Genomic DNA, 23,426 nt, shown 5'->3' with positions numbered 1-23,426 from the left:
GAACCCCTTTTATTCCTGAATGACGTCAGCGCCCTTCGGGATCTGGAACTGGAATTTGCTCGCCGCGACAGGCTCGTTGGCCTTGACGCCGGTGAACAGGATGTTGGTGCGCTGGCCGACGCTGTCGATCAGTTGCATGTCGTTGATCATGCCGTTGCGAAAGGACAGGCGCAGGCTATCGAACAGGGTGTCCTTGGACTTGGGCTTGAGCACGAAGTCGATCACGCCACCGGCTTCCTTGGCGCTGATGTCGAAACTCTCGCTGATTTTCGACACGTCGCCGGACAGCAACAGCGCCGGGGTCTGGGTCAGACGCTGGTCGAGGGTCTTGATGGTGACCTGCTCCAGGTCAGGGTCCCACAGGGAAACCTTCTTGCCATCGGAAACCATCAGTTGCTCTTGCGGCGCGTCGGTGTGCCAGTAGAACAGGCCCGGGCGCTGCAAGGTCATTTCGCCGGTGGTTTCCTGCAACTGGGTGCCGCCACCGTCGAGGGTGAGCTGGGAGAAACGCCCGCTCAGGGTTTTCGAGTTTTCCAGCAGTTGGGTCAGGCGCGCCACGTCCTTGCTGTCGGCGTGGGCCGAGACAGCCGAAAAAGCCAGTGCAGATACCAACAGCATGCGGATAAGACGCATGGGATTCCTCTTTGAGTGTGGTTGAAGCCGGGCGCCGCCGCGATGGCGCCGCCCGGTAACGCGTGACCGGGAAGTGTCAGTCACGCACAGGGGCTGGCGCAATCACTTCACGCGAGCCATTGGTGTTCATGGGTGTCACGACGCCGGCGTTTTCCATGGTTTCGATCATGCGTGCGGCGCGGTTGTAGCCAATCTTCAGCTTGCGCTGCACGGCGGAGATCGACGCGCGACGGCTTTCCAGCACGAACTTGACGGCCTCGTCATACAGCGCATCGCTTTCGCTGTCTTCGCCATCACCGCCGCCACCACCACCGTCGAAGCCACTGCCCGGTTCTTCAACGCCAGCCAGGATGTCGTCGTTGTAGTTCGGCGTGCCACGCAGCTTCCACGCCTCAACGACGCGGTGAACCTCTTCGTCCGACACGAACGCGCCGTGCACACGAATCGGCAGGCTGGTGCCCGGCGGCATGTAGAGCATGTCGCCGTGACCGAGCAGTTGTTCGGCGCCGCCCTGATCAATGATGGTCCGGGAGTCGATCTTGCTCGACACCTGGAACGCCATGCGTGTCGGGATGTTCGCCTTGATCAGGCCGGTGATCACGTCCACCGAAGGTCGCTGGGTCGCGAGAATCAGGTGGATACCCGCCGCACGCGCCTTCTGGGCAATACGGGCGATGAGTTCTTCGACCTTCTTGCCGACGATCATCATCATGTCGGCGAACTCGTCCACCACCACAACGATGGTCGGCAGCTTGGTCAGCAGCGGCGCTTCGTCGTGAATGCTTTCGCGGTGGTACAGCGGGTCGGACAGCGGCGTGCCGGCTTCCTCGGCTTCGCGCACCTTCTGGTTGAAGCCCGACAGGTTACGCACGCCCATCTTGGCCATCAGTTTGTAGCGGCGTTCCATTTCGGCCACCGACCAGCGCAGGGCATTGGCGGCGTCCTTCATGTCGGTGACCACGGGGCACAGCAAATGCGGGATGCCTTCGTAGATCGACAGCTCGAGCATTTTCGGGTCGATCATGATCAGTTTGGCGTCTTCCGGCCCGGACTTGAACAGGATCGACAGGATCATGGCGTTCACGCCCACCGACTTACCGGAACCGGTTGTACCGGCGACCAGCAGGTGCGGCATTTTCGCAAGGTCGGTGATGACCGGCTTGCCGCCGATGTCATGACCCAGCGCCAGGGTGACCGGCGATTTAGCGTCGTCGTATTCCGGCGTCGAGAGGACCTCGGAGAAGCGCACGATCTGGCGGTCCTCGTTGGGGATTTCGATACCGACGGTGGTCTTGCCGGGAATGACCTCGACCACACGCACGCTGGTCACTGCCAGGGAGCGCGCCAGGTCTTTCGCCAGGTTCGAGATACGGCTGACTTTCACGCCGGCAGCCGGCTGGATTTCGTAACGGGTGATCACTGGGCCCGGATGAATCGAGTCCACCGTCACTTCAACGCCGAATTCCTTCAGCTTGATCTCCAGCAGATGCCCCACCGCCGCCAGGGATTCAGGCGAATAGTTGAGCTGCTTTTTCTCGGCCGGGTCGAGGATCGAGATCGGCGGCAAGGTGCCTTCCACGGCGCTGTCGACGAACAACGGCGCCTGCTTCTCTTTCTGTACGCGTTTGCTCGGCTCGGGTGCGCGTGGAGGTGCTGGCGCGATGACGGCGGGCACGTGCTTCTCGCGGGCGGCCATATGTTCGGTCAGCGCCTGCTCGCGCTCGATGAGGCGTTCCTTGGCTTTGGCCTGCTCCCGTCGATCCGGGGCCACCGGAGCGACCACTTCGTCGACACGCATGTCGACTTCACGCAGCTGAGCCACCATCTGCTTGCGCTCGTTGCGGGCGGTCCACCAGCGGTTGAGCGATCCGGTGAACAGTTCGATCAGGTCCAGGGTGATCTTGCCGGTGTTGTCCATGACCTTGAACCAGGACAAATCGGTGAACACGGTCAGACCGAACAGAAACAAGGCGATGAACAGCAAGGTACTGCCCTGAACGTTCAGCGCGCGCTTGGCCAGATCGCCCAGCACCTCGCCCAGCACGCCGCCGGCCGAACCCGGCAGGCCCGACGCCGAATGGAAATGCAAGTGCGCCAGCGAAGCGCCGGCCAGCACGAGAAACACCAGACCGATCATGCGCCAGGAGAACAGCCAGCCGCTCCACTGCCATGGCTCATGACGATGGCGGAAAACCTGATAGGCCTTCACGCCCAGCAGCAACGGGAAGATGTAGGCGAAGTAGCCGAGGATCATGAACAGGATGTCGGCGCAATAAGCACCGGCAACGCCTGCCGCGTTCTGCACCTGGGCCGAGCTGCTCGTGTGGCTCCAGCCAGGATCGCCTTGATCGTAGGTCAGCAGCGCCATGATCAGATACAGGCACAGCGCGCCGAACGCGATCAGTGCACCTTCCTTGAGCCGGTAGTGCAGGTGCTGCCGCCAAAGCGGAACGGGGGTGGGTGCTATGGTGGATTTCTTCAAAACGCTTCAATTCCTGCGCGCAAGCGCGAACATCTGATGATTGACTGTGTACGACTGCCTTGACGAAATGGCAGTGGCTTTCCCGATACAGGCCCGAACATCGGCCTGGAAAACCGTGCCTGCGATAACGCACGCTCGACAGGTGACTTGAAATGAGGTTAAACAACATCGGCATTGTACGGATTTGCGCGCCGCGCGCTACGTTAGTCTGGCGCGGTGCTTGCAGATGTTCAAGCCTCGCCGGCCGCTGACAATTTGAGCACGCATTTTCTTTGCCGACAAAGGCTTATGACGTGTTTTTCCTGCTCCCTTGAACTATCAAAAGGCCATGCCCGAATGAAGGAACCAAGGGTTCGCATTTCCGGGCGCAACCAAGCGGCTTGTGACCGCAGTTGCAGGACGGAGTTGCAAGCCGGCGTTGACTCCCCTCCCCTCTCGTAAAGTCTGGATGCCATGCTGACCTGGTTACAACGCGACACCCTTGATTTCCCACCGCTGGAAAAAGCCATGCGCGAGCCCAACGGACTGCTGGCCGGTGGCGGCGATTTGTCTGCCGATCGCCTGATTGCCGCATACCGCCATGGCTGCTTTCCCTGGTACCAGCAGGGCCAGCCGATTCTCTGGTGGTCACCGGACCCGCGCACCGTGCTGTTTCCGGATGAGCTCCATGTATCACGCAGTCTGGGCAAGCTGCTGCGCCAGGGGCGTTATCGGGTCACCTTCGATCAGGATTTCGCGGCGGTCATTCAAGCGTGCGCCGAACCCCGGGCCTACGCCGACGGCACGTGGATCACCGACTCCATGCAGGCGGCTTACATTGAACTGCACGCCCGCGGCTTCGCCCACAGCGTGGAAGTCTGGGACGGCGAAGCGCTGGTGGGCGGCCTGTACGGATTGGCGATGGGCCAGCTGTTTTTCGGGGAATCGATGTTCAGCCGCGCCGACAACGCTTCGAAGGTCGGCTTCGCAACGTTGGTCGAATACTTGAAAGAATCAGGTTTTGTTCTGATTGATTGCCAAATGCCTACCGAGCACCTGCTAAGCCTTGGCGCGCGCTCGATTGCGCGGCAGACGTTCGCCGACTATCTGCATAAACACCTCGACGCGAGCAATTACACCGATTGGTCGCCTAGGCGAGTTTGATTGGGCTGGCTTACACTGATGTCTACAGTTTTTCTCGAGGGTTGATCATGACCGAGCTGGCGCGGCTGAAGTTCTATGCCACTCAACCCCACTCCTGTAGCTACCTGCCCGAGGAACAAGCCACCACGCTGTTTCTCGACCCCAGCCAGCCGATGGACGTCCAGGTCTATGCCGATCTCTCGGACATGGGGTTTCGCCGCAGTGGCGATCATCTTTACCGTCCGCACTGCCAGAACTGCAGCGCCTGCGTGCCTGCGCGCATTCCGGTCGGACTGTTTGTGCCCGATCGTCAGCAAAAGCGTATTTTCAAAAGGAACGCCGACGTCGAAGTGACGAGCACCAAGCCGCATTTCAGCGAGGAGTACTTCGATCTGTATCAGCGCTACATCGAGCAGCGCCATGCCGATGGCGATATGTTTCCACCGAGCCGCGACCAGTTTTCCACCTTCCTGGTCCGGGACCTGCCGTTTTCGCGTTTTTACGAATTCCGCCTGGAAGGCAGGCTGCTCGCCGTAGCCGTCACTGACCTGCTGCCTAACGGACTTTCTGCTGTTTACACGTTCTACGAACCCTCGCAAGAGCGCCGCAGCCTGGGGCGTTACGCGATTCTCTGGCAGATCGCCGAGGCCGCACGTCTGCAATTGCATGCGGTGTATCTTGGCTACTGGATAAAAAACTGCAAAAAGATGAATTACAAGACTCAATATCGCCCCATCGAACTGCTCACCAATCAAAGATGGGTCACTCTTTACTGAAGCCCTTGGCTTAACCCTCAATTTTCGGGCACAATGCAGCCCGCTTTTGCCTGGCTGCCGTTTGCACCGGGCCATTCATTGGATACCGAGGGCTTTACTGCATGTCGAAAGAAGACAGCTTCGAAATGGAAGGCACTGTCGTCGACACCCTGCCCAACACCATGTTCCGTGTGGAGTTGGAAAATGGGCACGTCGTAACCGCGCACATCTCCGGCAAGATGCGCAAGAACTACATCCGCATTCTTACCGGCGACAAGGTCCGCGTTGAGCTGACGCCCTACGACTTGAGCAAAGGGCGCATCACTTACCGCGCCCGCTAACAGGTCTTAACAAAAACGCCCGGCACATGCCGGGCGTTTTTGTGTGCGCGGGATTCAGCCCCCCTTCTGTTTGAAAGCTCACCATCGTTGCAGGGCCCTGACACCGTAGGAGCCGGCTTGCTGGCGAAAGCATTGTGCCAGCCGACATGTTCATCCCTGAACGACCGCGTTCGCCAGCAAGCCGGCTCCTACAGATTGCAAGAAGCGTCACGTCTAACCATGCCTCACGAATCACGACCATGACGCCCACAAAAAAGGCGCCAATCGGCGCCTTTCAGGTTTATTGCAGTAACCCGAAACGTCAGGCCATTTCAGCCGTGGTCTCGTAATCGAAGGTGATCTCGCCGTCCTTGAAGTCGATGTGTACAACACCGCCATGCTCGGACAACTCGCCAAAGAGGATCTCTTCGGCCAGCGGACGCTTGATCTTGTCCTGGATCAGACGCGCCATCGGACGCGCACCCATCGCTGCGTCGTAACCCTCTTCGGCCAGGTAACCCCTCACCGCGTCGGTCACTTCCAGCAGTACGCGCTTGTCTTCCAGTTGCGCCTGAAGTTCGGTAAGGAACTTGTCCACCACGTTCTTGATAACCTCATGGCTGAGGCGACCGAATTGAATGATGGTGTCCAGACGGTTGCGGAATTCCGGCGTGAAGCTCTTCTTGATCACTTCCATCGCATCAGAGGAGTGATCCTGATGGGTGAAACCGATCGAAGCCCGCGCCGCCGTTTCTGCACCGGCGTTGGTGGTCATGATCACGATTACATTGCGGAAGTCCGCCTTGCGCCCGTTGTTGTCGGTCAGCGTCCCATGGTCCATGACCTGCAGCAGCAGATTGAAGACTTCCGGGTGCGCCTTCTCGATCTCATCGAGCAGCAGCACGCAATGCGGCTGTTTGGTGACTGCTTCAGTCAGCAGGCCGCCCTGATCAAAACCGACATAGCCCGGCGGCGCACCGATCAGACGCGAAACGGTGTGACGCTCCATGTACTCGGACATGTCGAAACGCACCAGCTCGATCCCCAGCGCCTTGGCCAGCTGACGCGCTGCCTCGGTCTTGCCGACACCGGTCGGACCGGCGAACAGGAAGGAACCGACCGGCTTGTCCGGCGACTTGAGGCCTGCACGCGACAGTTTGATCGCGGTGGACAGCGAGTCGATGGCGGCATCCTGACCGAACACCGTCAGCTTCAGGTCGCGCTCCAGGTTACGCAGCAACTCTTTGTCTGAGCTGTTGACGTGTTTTGGGGGAATCCGCGCAATCTTCGCCACGATGTCTTCAACCTGTGGCACTTCAATGCGCTTGACGCGCATTTCCACTGGTTGTAGCCGCTGATAGGCGCCCGCCTCGTCAATCACGTCAATGGCCTTGTCGGGCATGTGACGGTCATTGATGTAGCGCGATGCCAGTTCAGCAGCAGCACGCAGGGCTTCGTCGCTGTATTCGATATTGTGATGCTGTTCGAAACGACCTTTCAGGCCGCGCAGGATGCCGATGGTGTCTTCGACGGATGGCTCGGAGACGTCGACTTTCTGGAAGCGACGAGCCAGCGCACGGTCTTTCTCGAAGATGCCGCGGAATTCCTGGAACGTGGTCGAGCCGATGCACCGGATATCACCCGACGACAGCAGCGGCTTGAGCAGGTTGGAGGCGTCCATCACGCCACCGGACGCGGCGCCCGCACCGATGATGGTGTGGATTTCGTCGATAAAGAGGATCGCGTGGGGGCGTTTCTTCAACTCGCCGAGCAACGCCTTGAAGCGCTTCTCGAAATCGCCACGGTACTTGGTGCCGGCCAGCAGTGCGCCCAGGTCGAGGGAGTACACGACGCTGTTGGCCAGCAAATCCGGCACCTGGTTGTCGACGATGCGTTTGGCCAGGCCTTCGGCAATGGCGGTTTTACCCACCCCTGCCTCGCCCACCAGCAGCGGGTTATTCTTGCGACGCCGCGCGAGAATCTGAGCGACGCGCTCGACTTCCATCTCGCGCCCTACCAGCGGATCGATGCGGCCTTGACGGGCCAGCTCATTCAGGTTGCTCGCATAGGCATCCAGAGGATTGCCTGAGGAAGAAGACTCACCGCCCTCGTCATCCTGCATATCTTGCTCACCTTCAGATTGATCGCCATGCCCCGGCACCTTGGAAATACCGTGGGCGATATAGTTGACGACATCGATACGGGCAACGCTCTGCTGCTTGAGCAGGAACACTGCCTGGCTTTCCTGCTCGCTGAAGATTGCCACCAGCACGTTTGCGCCAGTGACTTCCCGCTTGCCGGAGCTCTGCACATGAAAAACCGCACGCTGTAGAACGCGCTGGAAGCCGAGTGTAGGTTGGGTCTCGCGATCCTCGTCATGGACGGGAATCAGCGGCGTGGTGGAGTCGATGAACTCCTGGAGGTCGTGTTTGAGTTTGTCGAGGTTTGCGCCGCAGGCACGCAGTACGGTGGCGGCAGCCTCATTGTCCAATAGGGCCAGCAGGAGGTGCTCGACGGTCATGAACTCATGACGTTTGGAGCGGGCCTCCTTGAAAGCCAGATTGAGGGTGACTTCGAGCTCACGGTTTAACATAGCTTCACCTCATACCCAAGTGTCCGGCGGTTAACCGTCCTTCTCGATTTCACAGAGTAGCGGATGCTGGCTTTCCCTGGCGTACTGGTTGACCTGCATAGCCTTGGTCTCGGCGATGTCGCGGGTAAACAATCCGCAAACGGCCCGTCCCTCTGTATGGACGGCCAGCATGACCTTGGTCGCCAGCTCACGATTCAGGTTGAAAAACACCTCGAGCACTTCGACAACGAAATCCATCGGGGTGTAGTCGTCGTTGAACAAAACCACCTTGTACATAGGCGGCACCTGCAATGTCGGCTTGGCTTCCTGTACAGCGGTGCCCGACGCATCGTCCTCATGGGGATGCGAGTCATCCTGATTGAATGTTAGTCGAATCTTGCTGATTGCATGCATGGTAAAGAAGGTTCACAGAGGACGTGATTGAAATAAATGGTGGCGGTGATACCGGTTTTCAACTGGACCGCCGCTTGACCTTGACTATCGGCCAATCGGTGTTACAAACAATAGAACCCACATTGGGTAAAAAGGGTCCGCGCAGTCAACCAAAATTTTTTAGGTCCGGCGGATGAGAGGTGATGATACTCCCATCGGAGTCCTTTGCAGAGGGATGTGACTATGCACAGCGGTAAGGTCAAGTGGTTCAACAACGCCAAGGGGTATGGCTTCATCGTTGAAGACGGCAAGTCTGAAGACCTGTTCGCGCACTACTCGGCGATCACTATGGAAGGCTACAAGACGCTGAAGGCCGGCCAGCCGGTTCAGTTCGAAATCACTCAGGGCCCCAAGGGTCTTCATGCCGTAGGCATCAGTGCGAAAGCTGTTGCTGATCTTCCTGAGGCAGCACACCAGCAAGAGCGACATTTCGAGAAGCAACAGGCATAGCGCAACAATCACGCCTGAGCCGGACCGTTCAAGCGCGAGATTCGAGAAGCCGGTCAATCCGTTCAGGGTTGACCGGCTTTTTTTGTGCTGCTCATCTCTGCGGCTCCTCTATACATTGCGCGCATCTATATAGAAGCGAGTAAAAGGCACCGGGCCACAGGTGCTCCTTTAGTCGAAATCCGGTGGGCGATCGGACCAGCCTTGTCGTCTTGATGATACTGCGACAGGTTGCCGCAGCCCCCGTGCTACAAGGGCTGAAGGTTTTCCAGGGAAATCCTGACACCTCCCGAGGCCCGCGCGATCGCGCCGGACACCGTAAAGCCGTCACACGAGTACCGTAGTAATGGCCGGGTGCAGTGATATACTCAGCGCCGGTGACCGTTGGGTCATTGGGGGCCGAACCACCTGAAGCCAGGCTTTCAGCCCTCGACAGGCCAGACCGCTACCCGGGTCCGACCGTTTGACGCTCGACTGATGCACCCCCTATCACGCGACGAAATTCTCGACTTTCGGCTCATCGATACTTTGGGCGAAAGTGCCTACCCTGCGCATCTCGAAATTTTGTGTACGCTCAGCAAAGAAGAGAGTTATCCCGAATATGTCCAACCGCTCGAAGATCATCTACACCTTCACTGACGAAGCGCCAGCCCTCGCCACCTACTCACTGCTGCCTATCATCGAAGCGTTCACCGCCTCCGCTGACATCGCCGTTGAAACCCGCGATATCTCGCTTGCAGCCCGCATCCTCGCCAGCTTTCCCGAGCGCCTGGGTGACAAGAAGGTTTCCGACGATCTGGCAGAGCTGGGCCAACTGGCGACGACGCCGGAAGCCAACATCATCAAGCTGCCGAACATCAGCGCCTCGGTTCCCCAACTGAAGGCCGCGATCAAGGAACTGCAAGCCAAGGGCTACGACATCCCGAATTATCCGGATGAAGTCGTGACCGAAGCCGACAAGGTTGCCCAGGCTGGCTACGACAAAGTCAAAGGCAGCGCCGTGAACCCGGTTCTGCGTGAAGGCAACTCTGATCGTCGAGCGCCGCTCTCCGTCAAGAACTACGCGCGCAAGCACCCGCACAAAATGGGCGCCTGGTCTGCGGACTCCAAGTCCCACGTGGCGCACATGGACAACGGCGATTTCTATGGCAGCGAAAAATCCTCGCTGATCGAAGCCGCTGGCGCCGTGAAGATCGAACTGATCGGCAAAGACGGCAGCACCACCGTGCTGAAGGACAAGACCTCGGTACTGGCCGGCGAGATCATCGACTGCGCCGTCATGAGCAAGAAAGCCCTGCGCGCTTTCGTGGCCCGTGAAATCGAAGACGCCAAGAAGCTGGGCGTGCTGTTCTCCGTGCACCTGAAAGCCACCATGATGAAGGTCTCGGACCCGATCATGTTTGGTGAGTTCGTCGCCGAGTACTATCAGGAAGCGCTGAACAAGCACGCTGACGTCCTGAAAGAAATCGGCTTCAACCTGCACAACGGCATCGGCGACCTGTACGCCCGCATCAAAGACCTGCCGGCCGATCAGCAAGCGCAGATCGAAGCGGACGTCAAAGCTGTTTACGCGACCCGCCCTGCTCTGGCCATGGTCAACTCCGACAAGGGCATCACCAACCTGCACGTGCCGAGCGACGTCATCGTCGACGCCTCGATGCCGGCGATGATTCGTGATTCCGGCAAGATGTGGAACAACGACGGCGTCCTGCAGGACACCAAGGCCGTGATCCCGGATCGTTGCTACGCGACCATCTATCAGGCTGTGATCGAAGACTGCAAGCAACACGGCGCCTTCGACCCGACCACCATGGGCAGCGTGCCAAACGTTGGCCTGATGGCGCAGAAAGCCGAAGAGTACGGCTCGCACAACAAGACCTTCCAGATCGAAACCGATGGCGTGGTCCGTGTGACCGACGACAAGGGTCAGGTCTTGATGGAGCTGAACGTTGAAGCCGGCGACATCTGGCGCATGTGCCAGACCAAGGACGCGCCGATTCAGGACTGGGTCAAACTGGCCGTCAACCGTTCGCGCCTGAGCAGCACACCGGCCATTTTCTGGCTGGACCCTGAGCGCGCCCACGACGCGGCGATGATCAAGAAGGTCGAGCACTACCTGAAGGATCACGACACGGCAGGCCTGGACATCAGCATCCAGTCGCCAGTCGACGCGATGAAGGTTTCCCTGGAGCGCATCCGTGCGGGCAAGGACACCATTTCGGTGACCGGCAACGTGCTGCGCGACTACCTGACCGACCTGTTCCCGATCATGGAACTGGGCACCAGCGCCAAGATGCTGTCCATCGTGCCGCTGATGAGTGGCGGTGGTCTGTTCGAAACCGGCGCAGGTGGTTCGGCGCCGAAGCACGTTCAACAGCTGAACGAAGAGAACTTCCTGCGCTGGGATTCGCTGGGCGAATTCCTGGCACTGGCCGCCTCCCTCGAACACCTGGGCAACGTCTACGACAACCCGAAAGCGCTGGTACTTGCAAAAGCCCTGGACAAGGCCACCGGTCAGTTCCTGGACAACAACAAGTCACCATCGCGCAAGGTCGGCGGTATCGACAACCGTGGCAGCCACTTCTACCTGGCCACCTACTGGGCTCAGGCTCTGGCGGCACAGACCGAAGATACGGCGCTGCAAGCCAAGTTCACGGAGCTTGCAAAAACCCTGGCTGACAACGAAGCGACCATCGTCGCCGAGCTGAACAGCGTACAGGGCAAGCCATTGGACATCGGCGGCTATTACTTCCCTACCCCGGAACTGGCCAGCAACGCCATGCGCCCAAGCAAGACCCTGAACGACGCGATCAATGCGTTGAAGTAAGGCGCGCCAGTCGGCGGCTGAAAAGCTGCCAACTGCGACAAGAAAGCCCTGGCCATTGCGCCGGGGCTTTTTTTTTGCTGACACCGCTCCCTGTAGAAGCCATCGAAAGTTACGACGGTCGCGAATGCGGTTTACTGACACTCCGCTTCGCGACCCTCGTAAACTCGGATGGCTCCTACAGATTAACGAGAAGCCCCAATGACCTGGCACCCCCACATCACCGTCGCAACCGTCATCGAAGACAACGGCCGTTTTCTGTTCGTCGAAGAATTGAAAAACGGCAAGCTGGTGCTCAATCAGCCTGCCGGTCACCTGGAGGCTGATGAGACGCTGCGTGAAGCGGCCATCCGCGAAACCCTGGAAGAAACCGGCTGGGACGTCGAACTGACGGGCGTCGTCGGCATTTACCTGTACACCGCGCCAAGTAATGGCGTGACATACCAGCGCGTATGTTTTTCAGCCAAAGCGACGCGGCACCACCCCGAGCGTGCGCTGGACACAGGCATCGTCGGCGCGCCCTGGTTCAGCCGCGACGAACTCGCCAGCCAACCGGAGCGCTGGCGCAGCGAGCTGGTGTTGCGATGCATCGATGACTACCTCGCAGGTCCGATTCACAGCCTGGAGGTTGTACGCGACTGACCGGCCGCCCAGCGCAACTGAATAGCTTTTAGCCTTGGCGCCGACTCCCTGTTAGAATCCCGCCCTTTCCTGCTGCTACCCAATCGAATTCCTATGTCTGATTCAGCCTTTTCCGATACAGAAAAGAAGCGCGTCATTGTCGGCATGTCCGGCGGCGTGGATTCTTCGGTCTCCGCGCTTCTGCTCATGGAGCAGGGGTATCAGGTGGAAGGCCTGTTCATGAAGAACTGGGAAGAAGACGACGGAACGGAATACTGCACCGCCATGGACGACCTCGCGGACGCCCAGGCCGTGTGCGACAAGATCGGCATCAAACTGCACACCGTGAACTTCGCGGCCGAGTACTGGGATCACGTCTTCGAGCACTTCCTCGAAGAATACAAAGCCGGGCGCACGCCAAACCCGGACATCCTTTGCAACCGCGAGATCAAGTTCAAAGCCTTCCTCGACTACGCCTTCATGCTCGGCGCCGACCTGATCGCGACCGGTCACTACGTGCGTCGCCGCGACATCGACGGCCGCACCGAACTGCTCAAGGGCCTGGACCCGAACAAGGACCAGAGCTACTTCCTGCATGCCGTCGGCGGCGAGCAGATTGCCAAGACCCTGTTTCCGGTCGGTGAACTGGAGAAGCCCGAGGTGCGCGCCATCGCCGAGAAATACCAGCTGGCGACCGCGAAGAAGAAGGACTCGACCGGCATTTGCTTCATCGGCGAGCGTCGTTTCACCGACTTCCTCAAGCAATACCTGCCTGCGCAGCCCGGCGAGATCAAAACCACCGAAGGCGAAGTCATCGGTCGGCATGCCGGCCTGATGTACCACACCATCGGCCAGCGTCAGGGCCTGGGCATCGGCGGACTGAAAGATGCCGGCGATGAGCCGTGGTATGTACTGGTCAAGGACCTGGAGCACAACGAGCTGATCGTCGGCCAGGGCAACGAACACCCGTGGCTGTTCTCCCGCGCCCTGCTCGCGTCGGAGATCTACTGGGTCAACCCGATCGACCTGAGCAGCCCGCGCCAGCTGACCGCCAAGGTGCGTTACCGCCAGAGCGACCAGCGCTGCACCCTGGAACGCACTGAAACCGGTTACCGGGCCACCTTCGACGAGCCGCAACGCGCGGTAACGCCGGGCCAGTCCGTGGTGTTTTACGACGGCGAGGTTTGCCTGGGTGGCGGCGTCATCGAAATCGCCGAGCCGTGGCACACCAGGGATGCACGTTGATGACCCCGATTCAGGAACAACTTGTCGCACTGGCCGGGGTCTTTCAGGCCGCCGTGCTGGTCGATCGCATCGCCAAGACCGGCCAGGCCGGTGAAGCGGCCGTTGGTTGCCTGATGGGCACGCTGCTGGTCATGGACCCGAAAGACACGCTGGACGTGTTCGGTGGCGACGACCTCAATCTGCACGAGGGCTATCGCGCCCTCGCCAGCGCCCTGGAACGCGATCCGGCCACGCTGCAGCGGGAACCCTTGCGTTATGCCCTGGCGATGCTGGGCCTGGAGCGTCAACTGTCCAAGCGCGACGACATGCTCGACACCATCGGCAAGCGCCTGCCGCAGATCAAATCCCAGGTCGAGCATTTCGGCATCGCTCACGAGAACGTCATTGCCGCCAGCGGCGCGCTGTATCAGGACACCCTGAGCACCTTGCGTCAGCGGATTCAGGTCCACGGTGACATGCGCAATCTGCAGCAACCCAACAATGCCTCGAAAATCCGCGCACTGTTACTGGCCGGAATTCGCTGCGCGCGACTTTGGCGACAAGTGGGCGGTCACCGCTGGCAACTGGTTATCAGCCGTCGCAAGTTATTGAAAGAACTGTATCCATTGCTTCACCGCTGAGTGACCAACGCCATTCAGCCCGCTCCGAACCCGACATCGCGCGATTCATAACGGTCAGCCAGCCTCGGCTGACCGGAATTTTCATGTATGATACGCGCCCCTTTTCGTCGCCTGACAGTCCGAGAACACCCCATGCAGCTTTCTTCGCTCACTGCGGTTTCCCCTGTAGATGGCCGCTACGCCGGCAAAACCCAGGCCCTGCGCCCGATTTTCAGCGAATACGGCCTGATCCGTTTCCGCGCCCTGGTGGAAGTACGCTGGCTGCAACGCCTGGCAGCTCACCCGCAGATCCCTGAAGTCCCGGCGTTTTCCGCCGAAGCCAACGCCATCCTCGATGCCCTGGCCAATGACTTCGCCCTCGAGCACGCCGAGCGCGTCAAAGAGATCGAGCGCACCACCAATCATGACGTCAAGGCCATCGAGTACCTGCTCAAGGAGCAGGCTGCGAAGTTGCCGGAGCTGGCCAAGGTCAGCGAGTTCATTCACTTCGCCTGCACCAGCGAAGACATCAACAACCTGTCCCACGCGCTGATGCTGCGCGAAGGCCGTGACACCGTGCTGCTGCCGCTGATGCGTCAGATAGCCGAGTCCATCCGCGAGCTGGCGATCCGTTTCGCCGCCGTGCCGATGCTCTCGCGCACCCACGGTCAGCCGGCCTCGCCGACCACCCTGGGCAAGGAACTGGCCAACGTCGTTTACCGCCTGGAGCGTCAGATCGCTCAAGTCGCTGCCGTGCCGTTGCTGGGCAAGATCAACGGCGCCGTCGGCAACTACAACGCGCACCTGTCGGCCTACCCGGACATCGACTGGGAAGCCAACGCCCGCGCCTTCATCGAAGACGAGCTGGGCCTGGGCTTCAACCCCTACACCACGCAGATCGAACCCCACGATTACATCGCCGAGCTGTTCGACGCGATCGCCCGTTACAACACGATCCTGATCGACTTCGACCGCGACATCTGGGGCTACATCTCCCTGGGCTATTTCAAGCAGCGCACCATCGCCGGTGAAATCGGTTCGTCGACCATGCCGCACAAGGTTAACCCGATCGACTTCGAAAACTCCGAAGGCAACCTCGGCATCGCCAACGCGCTGTTCCAGCATCTGGCCAGCAAGTTGCCGATCTCCCGCTGGCAGCGTGACCTGACCGACTCCACCGTGCTGCGCAACCTGGGCGTGGGCTTCGCTCACAGCGTGATTGCCTACGAGGCGAGCCTGAAAGGCATCGGCAAGCTGGAGCTCAACGAGCAGAAGATCGCCGCCGATCTGGACGCCTGCTGGGAAGTGCTGGCCGAGCCGATCCAGACGGTCATGCGTCGCTACGACATCGAGAACCCGTACGAGAAGCTCAAGGAATTGACGCGCGGCAAGGGCATTGGTCCTGAAGCGCTGCTGACCTTCATCGACGGTCTGGACATGCCTGCCGAAGCCAAGGCCGAGCTGAAGAAGCTCACGCCGGCGAACTACATCGGCAACGCTGTCGCGCAAGCCAAGCGCATCTGACTGCACGGCACCCGCTCTGAACGCCCGGCTGAGCCGGGCGTTTTTATTCCCGTCGTAAAAACTCGTTTTTTCAATAGGTTACACATGAATCCTGACATCCCTCTTCAGCTCCTAGGTGGCATCACAGCGCGCGAGTTCCTGCGCGACTACTGGCAGAAGAAACCTTTGCTGATCCGTCAGGCCATTCCGGATTTCCAGAGCCCGATCGACGCCGACGAACTGGCCGGCCTGGCGCTGGAAGAAGAAGTTGAATCGCGCCTGGTCCTCGAGAAAGGCGAGCGTCCGTGGGAGCTGCGTCGCGGTCCGTTCGCCGAGGACGACTTCAGCAAACTGCCGGAGCGCGAGTGGACCCTGCTGGTCCAGGCTGTGGATCAGTTCGTGCCTGAAGTCAGCGAACTGCTGGAAAACTTCCGCTTCCTGCCAAGCTGGCGCATCGATGACGTGATGATCAGCTACGCCGCGCCGGGCGGCAGCGTGGGTCCGCATTTCGACAACTACGACGTGTTCCTGCTGCAGGGCCACGGCAAGCGTCACTGGCAGATCGGCCAGATGTGCGACTCCGAGAGCAAACTGCTCGAGCACGCCGACCTGCGCATCCTCGCCGACTTCCAGGGTACCGACGAGTGGACGCTGGAGCCGGGCGACATGCTCTACCTGCCCCCGCGCCTGGCCCACTGTGGTGTCGCGGTAGATGAATGCCTGACCTACTCGGTGGGCTTCCGCGCGCCAAGCGCCGCCGAAGTACTGACCCACTTCACCGACTTCCTCAGCCAGTTCATGCCTGAAGAAGAACGCTACACCGACGCCGACGCGCAACCGGTCAGCGATCCGCATCAGATTCAACATGATGCACTCGACCGCCTTAAGGGCTTGCTGGCCGAGCACATGGGTGACGAGCGCCTGCTGCTGACCTGGTTTGGCCAGTTCATGACCGAGCCTCGTTATCCCGAGCTGGTGGTTGGCCCGGAACTGGCCGAGAGCGAGCTGCTCGACAGCCTGGAACAGGGCGCCGTGCTGATCCGCAACCCGAGCGCGCGACTGGCGTGGTCGGAAGTCGACGACGACCTGCTGCTGTTCGCCAGCGGTCAGAGCCGTCTGTTGCCGGGCCATCTGCGTGAACTGCTGAAAATGATCTGCGCGGCCGATGCGCTGCACATCGACAATCTGGGCCAATGGCTGGCAGATGACGATGGACGTAACCTGCTCTGTGAGCTGGTCAAACAAGGAAGTCTGGGGTTTGCTGATGAATAAGATCCACGTACGGGTAGCCGACTGGCAGAAAGACAACGCCGACATCCGGCGCATTCGCGACGCTGTATTCGTGTCCGAGCAGTCGGTGCCGCCTGAACTGGAATGGGACTCGGAAGATGCAGGCGCCCTGCATTTTCTGGCACTGGAAGGCGATTACGCGGTGGGCACCGCGCGCTTGCTCGCCGATGGTGAGTTTGGCCGCCTGTCCGTGCTGAAAGACTGGCGCGGTTTGAACGTGGGCGAGGCGCTGATCACTGCCATCCTCGCCGAAGCAGAGCGCCGCGATCTGAAACAGCAGCGGCTTAGCGCGCAGGTTCATGCCACAGCGTTATACGAGCGTTTTGGCTTTACCGTGGTCAGCGACGAGTTCCTCGAAGCCGGCCTGCCCCACGTGGACATGGTGCGTAACTCGCACTGATTGCCCATTGCGACATCTCTGCGCCCCGCTGCTCGCGCTTCAGTTGCCTATGCTGGAACGCGATCGCCGGGGCGTTTTGCTGTCGGCAATTCAACTTGGTGCTGCGCGGGCCGACAAACTGGCAAACTCGTCGTTCAGACGCGCCTTTTGCGGAGACCACATCGATGTCATTACGCACCCTGCTCGCTTCACTGCTGATGGCTTGCAGCTTCACGGCCGCGGCCGCCACTGAAGTCATCCCCCTGAATTACCGCACCAGCGATGACTTGCTGCCCACCGTGAAGTCGTTTCTGGGCAATGAAGGCAGCGTCAATGCCTATGGCAACAAGCTGATCGTCAACGCCGAACCGGACAAGATCAGCGAACTGCGCGATCTTCTCGGGCAACTCGACACCGCGCCCAAGCGGCTGATGATCAGCGTCGACACCAGTGACAGCACGGTCCAGAGCGACCAGGGTTACTCGGTCAACGGCACCGTGCGTTCGCAGGACGGACGCATCAGCGCCGACGGCCGGACGCGCATCCAGAATTACGGTACCGCCAGCCGCGAGGGTGGCGTACAACAGGTTCAGGCCAACGAAGGGACGCCGGCGCTGATTCAGATGGGCCAGAGCATCCCGATCACCTCGGTGCAGTCCGATGGCTATGGCTACCCGCAGACCAACACGCAGTATCGAAATGTGACCCAGGGCTTCTATGTCACGGCGACGGTCACCGGCGACATCGTCCACCTGAGCATCAGCACCAACAATGACCGCATGAGCCAGCAACAGGCTGACGCGATCAAGGTGCAAAGCACCGACACGCAAGTCAGCGGTCGGCTGGGTGAGTGGATCACGCTGGCCGGCGCCAGCGATCAGTCTCGCGCCGACGAGCATGGCGTCGTCCGACGCTACTCGACACAGGGCAGCAACGACATGCAACTGCGGGTGAAGGTCGACAGCCTGGATTGAGGGGACATCGTTTACGCCTCCACTGAATCGACGCCCTGCAATCTGTAGGGGCCGGCTTGCTGGCGAACGCGTTGGGTCAGGTGCGCATATGCTGCCTGACACAATGGATTCGCCAGCAGCCGGGTCCTATACATTTCGCACCAGACGTGGGTAATGACATCGATCCTGAGACTCAACGGCCTCACTGATAAATGTAGTGCCCGATCCGGCACTACATCTAGTCCCTCTCCCGTGACCGCCCCGTATTCACGGTGACTTCCCCTTCCAGCACTTGCCCGCCCGAAACTGACCGACAAGTCGCATTAGATGAAAGATGTAGTGCGACCTAAAAAGCACTACAAAGTGTTTGACGAGGCAAAATTGCCGAGGCATGATGGCCTCGCTCCCGCTGATCGGAGGTTGTGCAGAACGCCTCCTGATCGCGCCCGAACTCATCATGTTCGTGCCGATTAGCGTCATTTCCGTCCAAAAGGCGGCTTCATCGCCTCATCATCCTGATGGCGAAAAAAATCTGACTGAGAAACCATGCTTTCCGATTCAGTGAGCAGCCATCAGTGCGCCTTGAAGAAAGACCGGCGCCGGCGAAGCAAGGAGCTTCACCTCAAGACCCACAACACCAAGCAACGAGGTTTACCCCATGGCACTGACACGCGAACAACAAATTGCAGCCATCGAGAAAGACTGGGCCGAGAATCCACGCTGGAAAGGCGTAACCCGCACCTACTCCGCTGCTGACGTCGTCCGCCTGCGTGGCTCGGTTCAGCCTGAACACACGTTTGCAAAGCTGGGCGCTGACAAGCTGTGGAAGCTGGTGACCCAGGGGGCCAAGCCGTCCTTCCGTCCCGACAAGGATTTCGTCAACTGCATGGGCGCCCTCACCGGTGGCCAGGCCGTGCAACAAGTCAAAGCCGGCATCCAGGCGATCTACCTGTCTGGCTGGCAAGTCGCTGCGGACAATAACTCTGCCGAATCGATGTACCCCGATCAGTCGCTGTACCCGGTGGACTCGGTGCCAACCGTGGTCAAGCGGATCAATAACTCGTTCCGCCGCGCGGACCAGATCCAGTGGAAAGCCGGCAAGAACCCGGGTGACGAAGGCTATATCGATTATTTCGCGCCGATCGTTGCCGACGCTGAAGCCGGTTTCGGCGGCGTGCTCAACGCCTACGAACTGATGAAGAGCATGATCGAGGCAGGCGCTGCCGGTGTGCACTTCGAAGACCAGCTGGCCTCGGTGAAAAAATGCGGCCATATGGGCGGCAAGGTGCTGGTCCCCACCCAGGAGGCCGTACAGAAACTGGTGGCCGCCCGTCTGGCGGCTGACGTGGCCGGCGTGCCGACCATCATTCTGGCGCGCACCGACGCCAACGCGGCGGACTTGCTGACGTCGGACTGCGACCCGTATGACCAGCCGTTCGTCACCGGCACTCGCACGCCGGAAGGCTTCTACAAAGTACGCGCCGGTCTGGACCAGGCGATTGCTCGCGGCCTGGCGTATGCGCCGTATGCCGATCTGATCTGGTGTGAAACCGCCAAGCCGGATCTGGACGAGGCCCGTCGCTTCGCCGAAGCGATCAAGAAGGAATACCCGGATCAGTTGCTGTCGTACAACTGCTCGCCTTCCTTCAACTGGAAGAAGAACCTGGACGACGCGACCATCGCCAAATTCCAGCGCGAGTTGTCGGCAATGGGCTACAAGCATCAGTTCATCACACTGGCCGGCATCCACAACATGTGGCACAGCATGTTCAACCTGGCACATGACTACGCCCGCAACGACATGACCGCCTACGTGAAACTGCAAGAGCAGGAGTTTGCCGACGCCGCCAAGGGCTACACCTTCGTGGCGCACCAGCAGGAAGTGGGCACCGGTTACTTCGATGACATGACCACGGTCATTCAAGGGGGCAAGTCTTCGGTAACTGCACTGACGGGCTCGACGGAAGAAGAACAGTTCCATTAAGCCACCATAGAGTGGGGATTCAGAGGCCGCCTTCGGGCGGCTTTCTCATGACAGCGGCCGATTTAACCTACGATGCCAGTCAACTATTAACGATAGACAACTCAAATCAGCGCGTAAAAGTTAATTAACCACACAATCAATTACCGACTTCTTCTCCCGGGTAATTAATCGGGAACTTCGTCACGTTCCTGTGACACACATCAAACACAGCCGCCAAATGATATTTATTATCATTTAAGCCGCGCTGTACTGTCTCTCCGTTGTGCGAAACATATTTCTCCAAACCCTCTTGGATGCCCGTCCCCGCTGGGGCTGAGCATGAAAACCGTGACCTATCTCATTAATCCTGCGAATAAATTTGATGCAGAAAATTTACTTGCCCTCCTTTTGCACATAAAATCCCGGGATTGATCGCACTGCGACATATCGTCACTGCTTCTACTTCTTTCAAGCCCAGAGACCTTTGCTCTCTGTTAAGGACTGCCAGCATGCCCGACTCGACAGGATTGATTGCCCACAATTGGGGCTTCGCCGTGTTTCTCCTTGGTGTCGTCGGCCTCTGCGCCTTCATGCTCGGCCTCTCCAGCCTGCTGGGTTCCAAAGCCTGGGGCCGCAGCAAGAACGAACCGTTCGAATCCGGCATGCTGCCCACCGGTGGCGCCCGTCTGCGGCTCTCGGCAAAATTCTATCTGGTCGCGATGCTGTTCGTGATTTTCGACATTGAAGCCCTCTTTCTGTACGCCTGGTCTGTGTCCGTCCGCGAAAGCGGCTGGACCGGCTTCGCCGAAGCGCTCGTTTTCATAGCAATTCTGTTGGCAGGTCTTGTCTACCTATGGCGGGTAGGGGCGCTCGATTGGGCTCCCGTTGGTCGTCGTAACCGGCAGGCGAAGCTAAAACAATGAGGCTTTGGCAATGCAATATAATCTCACCAGGATCGACCCGGATGCTCCTAACGAGCAGTACCCCATCGGCGAACGCGAAGTCGTTTCCGATCCGTTAGAAGACCAAGTCCACAAAAACATCTACATGGGCAAGCTCGAAGACGTACTGAACGGTGCCGTCAACTGGGGTCGCAAGAACTCCCTCTGGCCGTACAACTTCGGTCTGTCGTGCTGCTATGTGGAAATGACCACCGCCTTCACGGCGCCCCACGACATCGCGCGCTTTGGTGCCGAAGTGATCCGGGCATCGCCGCGTCAGGCGGATTTCATGGTGATCGCCGGCACACCGTTTCTGAAGATGGCCCCTATCATCCAGCGTCTTTATGAGCAAATGCTGGAGCCCAAGTGGGTCATTTCCATGGGCGCCTGTGCCAACTCCGGTGGCATGTACGACATCTATTCCGTGGTTCAGGGCGTGGATAAATTCCTCCCTGTGGATGTTTACGTGCCCGGCTGCCCGCCCCGTCCAGAGGCGTTTCTGCAAGGCTTGATGCTGCTGCAGGAATCCATTGGCCAGGAGCGTCGTCCCCTTTCCTGGGTCGTCGGTGACCAGGGCGTTTATCGCGCCGAGATGCCGTCGCAGAAGGAACAGCGCCGCGAACAGCGTATTGCGGTGACCAACCTGCGCAGCCCCGACGAAGTCTGATCCAGTTTTTCTTTTACAAAAAGAAGCCTGAACCTGGGTTCATTCTGTACGTTGACCGATAGCGATCGAGACCTATGACTGCAGACACCGCTCTGTACATCCCGCCTCACAAGGCTGACGACCAAGAAGTCGTCGTTGAACTCCATAACCGTTTTGGCGCTGAAGCCTTCAGCGCCCAGTCCACCGTCACTGGCATGCCTGTGCTGTGGGTGCAACGTGCGCGGCTGATTGAAATTCTGACCTTCCTGCGTCAGATGCCCAAGCCGTACGTGATGCTTTACGACCTGCACGGCGTCGACGAACGCCTGCGTACCAAGCGCCGCGGCTTGCCGGATGCCGATTTCACCGTGTTCTATCACCTGATGTCGATAGAACGTAACAGTGACGTGATGATCAAGGTCGCGCTCTCCGAAAGCGACCTGAGCATGCCCACCGTGACCGGTATCTGGCCGAACGCCAACTGGTACGAGCGTGAAGTGTGGGACATGTTCGGGATCGACTTCCCGGGCCACCCGCACCTGACCCGCATCATGATGCCGCCGACCTGGGAAGGTCACCCGCTGCGCAAGGATTTCCCGGCTCGCGCCACTGAATTCGACCCGTACAGCCTGACCCTCGCCAAGCAGCAACTGGAAGAGGAAGCCGCGCGTTTCCGTCCGGAAGACTGGGGCATGAAGCGTTCCGGCACCAACGAGGACTACATGTTCCTCAACCTGGGCCCGAACCACCCTTCGGCCCACGGTGCGTTCCGCATCATCCTGCAGCTGGACGGCGAAGAGATCGTCGACTGCGTGCCGGACATCGGTTACCACCACCGTGGCGCCGAGAAGATGGCCGAGCGCCAGTCCTGGCACAGCTACATTCCGTACACCGACCGCATCGATTACCTCGGCGGCGTGATGAACAACCTGCCTTACGTGCTCTCGGTCGAGAAACTGGCCGGCATCACCGTGCCGGATCGGGTCAACGTCATCCGCATCATGATGTCCGAGTTCTTCCGTATCACCAGCCACCTGCTGTTCCTGGGGACCTACATCCAGGACGTGGGCGCCATGACCCCGGTGTTCTTCACGTTCACCGACCGTCAGCGCGCCTACACCGTGATCGAAGCCGTCACCGGTTTCCGTCTGCACCCGGCCTGGTTCCGCATCGGCGGCGTTGCCCACGACCTGCCTCGCGGTTGGGAGAAACTGGTCAAGGACTTCATCGACTGGATGCCCAAGCGTCTGGACGAGTACACCAAGGCAGCGCTGCAGAACAGCATTCTTAAAGGTCGTACCGTCGGCGTTGCCGCGTACAACACCAAGGAAGCGCTGGAATGGGGCGTCACCGGGCCCAGCCTGCGCGCGACCGGTCTGGACTTCGACCTGCGCAAGGCGCGTCCGTATTCGGGTTACGAGAACTTCGAATTCGAAGTGCCCCTGGCCCACGACGGCGACGCCTACGATCGCTGCATCGTGCGCGTCGAAGAGATGCGCCAGAGCCTGAAAATCATCGAGCAGTGCATGCGCAACATGCCGGCCGGCCCGTACAAGGCGGATCACCCGCTGACCACGCCGCCGCCGAAAGAACGCACCCTGCAGCACATCGAAACCCTGATCACGCACTTCCTGCACGATACTCCCCAAGGGCACCCATCCCGCCGTTACAGAATCTC

At 59.6% G+C, this 23,426-nt stretch carries 20 protein-coding genes; 16 read left to right on the top strand and 4 right to left on the bottom strand.

All coding sequences use genetic code 11. The features are described from left to right. Positions 1-9: 9 nt before the first annotated feature. Positions 10-633, bottom strand: coding sequence for an outer membrane lipoprotein chaperone LolA (gene lolA, locus ACQKEN_RS16805; protein WP_427687150.1), 624 nt, complete (start codon positions 631-633; stop codon positions 10-12). Positions 634-709: 76 nt separating this feature from the next. After that, positions 710-3,115 (bottom strand): DNA translocase FtsK, encoded by a 2,406-nt coding sequence (locus tag ACQKEN_RS16800; protein WP_427687148.1) that lies wholly within the window; start codon positions 3,113-3,115, stop codon positions 710-712. Positions 3,116-3,568: 453 nt separating this feature from the next. Here ACQKEN_RS16800 and aat point away from each other — a divergent pair, with 453 nt between their 5' ends. The 3 genes from aat to infA all read left to right on the top strand — a co-directional run bounded on the left by aat (position 3,569) and on the right by infA (position 5,333). Further along, positions 3,569-4,258 carry a leucyl/phenylalanyl-tRNA--protein transferase gene (gene aat / locus ACQKEN_RS16795; RefSeq protein WP_427687146.1) on the top strand — a complete coding sequence of 230 codons (690 nt, stop codon included), beginning with the start codon at positions 3,569-3,571 and terminating at the stop codon, positions 4,256-4,258. A gap of 47 nt (positions 4,259-4,305) precedes the next feature. After that, complete coding sequence (locus tag ACQKEN_RS16790; RefSeq protein ID WP_133777202.1) at positions 4,306-5,013, top strand: arginyltransferase; 708 nt, start codon at positions 4,306-4,308, stop codon at positions 5,011-5,013. A 101-nt stretch (positions 5,014-5,114) separates the two neighbouring features. After that, positions 5,115-5,333, top strand: a complete 219-nt coding sequence (gene infA, locus ACQKEN_RS16785; protein ID WP_002553999.1) for a translation initiation factor IF-1 — start codon at positions 5,115-5,117, stop codon at positions 5,331-5,333. 301 nt (positions 5,334-5,634) lie between these two features. Here the strand turns inward: infA and clpA are convergent, their stop codons facing one another. Both clpA and clpS read right to left on the bottom strand, forming a co-directional pair. Continuing rightward, on the bottom strand, positions 5,635-7,905 hold the full coding sequence (clpA, locus tag ACQKEN_RS16780) for an ATP-dependent Clp protease ATP-binding subunit ClpA (protein ID WP_427687143.1): 2,271 nt from the start codon (positions 7,903-7,905) through the stop codon (positions 5,635-5,637). Between the two features lie 30 nt (positions 7,906-7,935). Beyond that, entirely contained in the window at positions 7,936-8,298 is a 363-nt protein-coding gene (gene clpS / locus ACQKEN_RS16775; RefSeq protein ID WP_237252308.1) for an ATP-dependent Clp protease adapter ClpS, read from the bottom strand. A 222-nt stretch (positions 8,299-8,520) separates the two neighbouring features. Between clpS and cspD the strand changes: the two genes are divergently transcribed. The 13 genes from cspD to nuoC all read left to right on the top strand — a co-directional run. Further along, a complete protein-coding gene (gene cspD, locus ACQKEN_RS16770) occupies positions 8,521-8,787 on the top strand; it encodes a cold shock domain-containing protein CspD (protein WP_427687141.1) in 267 nt (88 codons plus the stop codon). 598 nt (positions 8,788-9,385) lie between these two features. Beyond that, a complete protein-coding gene (locus tag ACQKEN_RS16765; protein WP_427687139.1) occupies positions 9,386-11,611 on the top strand; it encodes an NADP-dependent isocitrate dehydrogenase in 2,226 nt (741 codons plus the stop codon). Positions 11,612-11,809: 198 nt separating this feature from the next. Beyond that, complete coding sequence (locus ACQKEN_RS16760; RefSeq protein ID WP_427687137.1) at positions 11,810-12,250, top strand: NUDIX hydrolase; 441 nt, start codon at positions 11,810-11,812, stop codon at positions 12,248-12,250. Positions 12,251-12,343: 93 nt separating this feature from the next. Then, the gene (gene mnmA, locus ACQKEN_RS16755) at positions 12,344-13,474 is read left to right on the top strand and encodes a tRNA 2-thiouridine(34) synthase MnmA (protein ID WP_122536338.1); all 1,131 of its coding nucleotides are present in this window, start codon (positions 12,344-12,346) and stop codon (positions 13,472-13,474) included. Further along, positions 13,474-14,094, top strand: a complete 621-nt coding sequence (hflD, locus tag ACQKEN_RS16750; RefSeq protein WP_122536337.1) for a high frequency lysogenization protein HflD — start codon at positions 13,474-13,476, stop codon at positions 14,092-14,094. The genes mnmA and hflD overlap by 1 nt, the downstream gene beginning before the upstream one ends. Positions 14,095-14,226: 132 nt before the next feature. Next, positions 14,227-15,597 (top strand): adenylosuccinate lyase, encoded by a 1,371-nt coding sequence (gene purB, locus ACQKEN_RS16745; protein WP_410935464.1) that lies wholly within the window; start codon positions 14,227-14,229, stop codon positions 15,595-15,597. 84 nt (positions 15,598-15,681) lie between these two features. Then, positions 15,682-16,848 carry a cupin domain-containing protein gene (locus tag ACQKEN_RS16740; protein WP_074892009.1) on the top strand — a complete coding sequence of 389 codons (1,167 nt, stop codon included), beginning with the start codon at positions 15,682-15,684 and terminating at the stop codon, positions 16,846-16,848. Further along, positions 16,841-17,266 carry a GNAT family N-acetyltransferase gene (locus ACQKEN_RS16735; RefSeq protein ID WP_427687133.1) on the top strand — a complete coding sequence of 142 codons (426 nt, stop codon included), beginning with the start codon at positions 16,841-16,843 and terminating at the stop codon, positions 17,264-17,266. The genes ACQKEN_RS16740 and ACQKEN_RS16735 overlap by 8 nt, the downstream gene beginning before the upstream one ends. A 164-nt stretch (positions 17,267-17,430) precedes the next feature. Beyond that, complete coding sequence (locus ACQKEN_RS16730; RefSeq protein ID WP_427687131.1) at positions 17,431-18,219, top strand: secretin N-terminal domain-containing protein; 789 nt, start codon at positions 17,431-17,433, stop codon at positions 18,217-18,219. A gap of 637 nt (positions 18,220-18,856) precedes the next feature. Then, entirely contained in the window at positions 18,857-20,182 is a 1,326-nt protein-coding gene (aceA, locus tag ACQKEN_RS16725) for an isocitrate lyase (RefSeq protein WP_427687129.1), read from the top strand. Positions 20,183-20,670: 488 nt separating this feature from the next. Beyond that, positions 20,671-21,084, top strand: coding sequence for an NADH-quinone oxidoreductase subunit A (locus ACQKEN_RS16720; protein WP_037008823.1), 414 nt, complete (start codon positions 20,671-20,673; stop codon positions 21,082-21,084). Positions 21,085-21,094: 10 nt separating this feature from the next. After that, positions 21,095-21,769 carry a NuoB/complex I 20 kDa subunit family protein gene (locus ACQKEN_RS16715; RefSeq protein ID WP_065989126.1) on the top strand — a complete coding sequence of 225 codons (675 nt, stop codon included), beginning with the start codon at positions 21,095-21,097 and terminating at the stop codon, positions 21,767-21,769. A 74-nt stretch (positions 21,770-21,843) separates the two neighbouring features. Continuing rightward, positions 21,844-23,426, top strand: a 1,583-nt coding sequence (gene nuoC / locus ACQKEN_RS16710; RefSeq protein WP_427687126.1) for an NADH-quinone oxidoreductase subunit C/D, incomplete at its 3' end; no start/stop codon positions are given.

The organism is Pseudomonas sp. NPDC078416 (genome assembly GCF_050268485.1).
GTDB lineage: Bacteria > Pseudomonadota > Gammaproteobacteria > Pseudomonadales > Pseudomonadaceae > Aquipseudomonas.
Note: the sequence above shows the minus strand (reverse complement) of the source record. Positions and strands in the feature narration are given on the sequence as shown.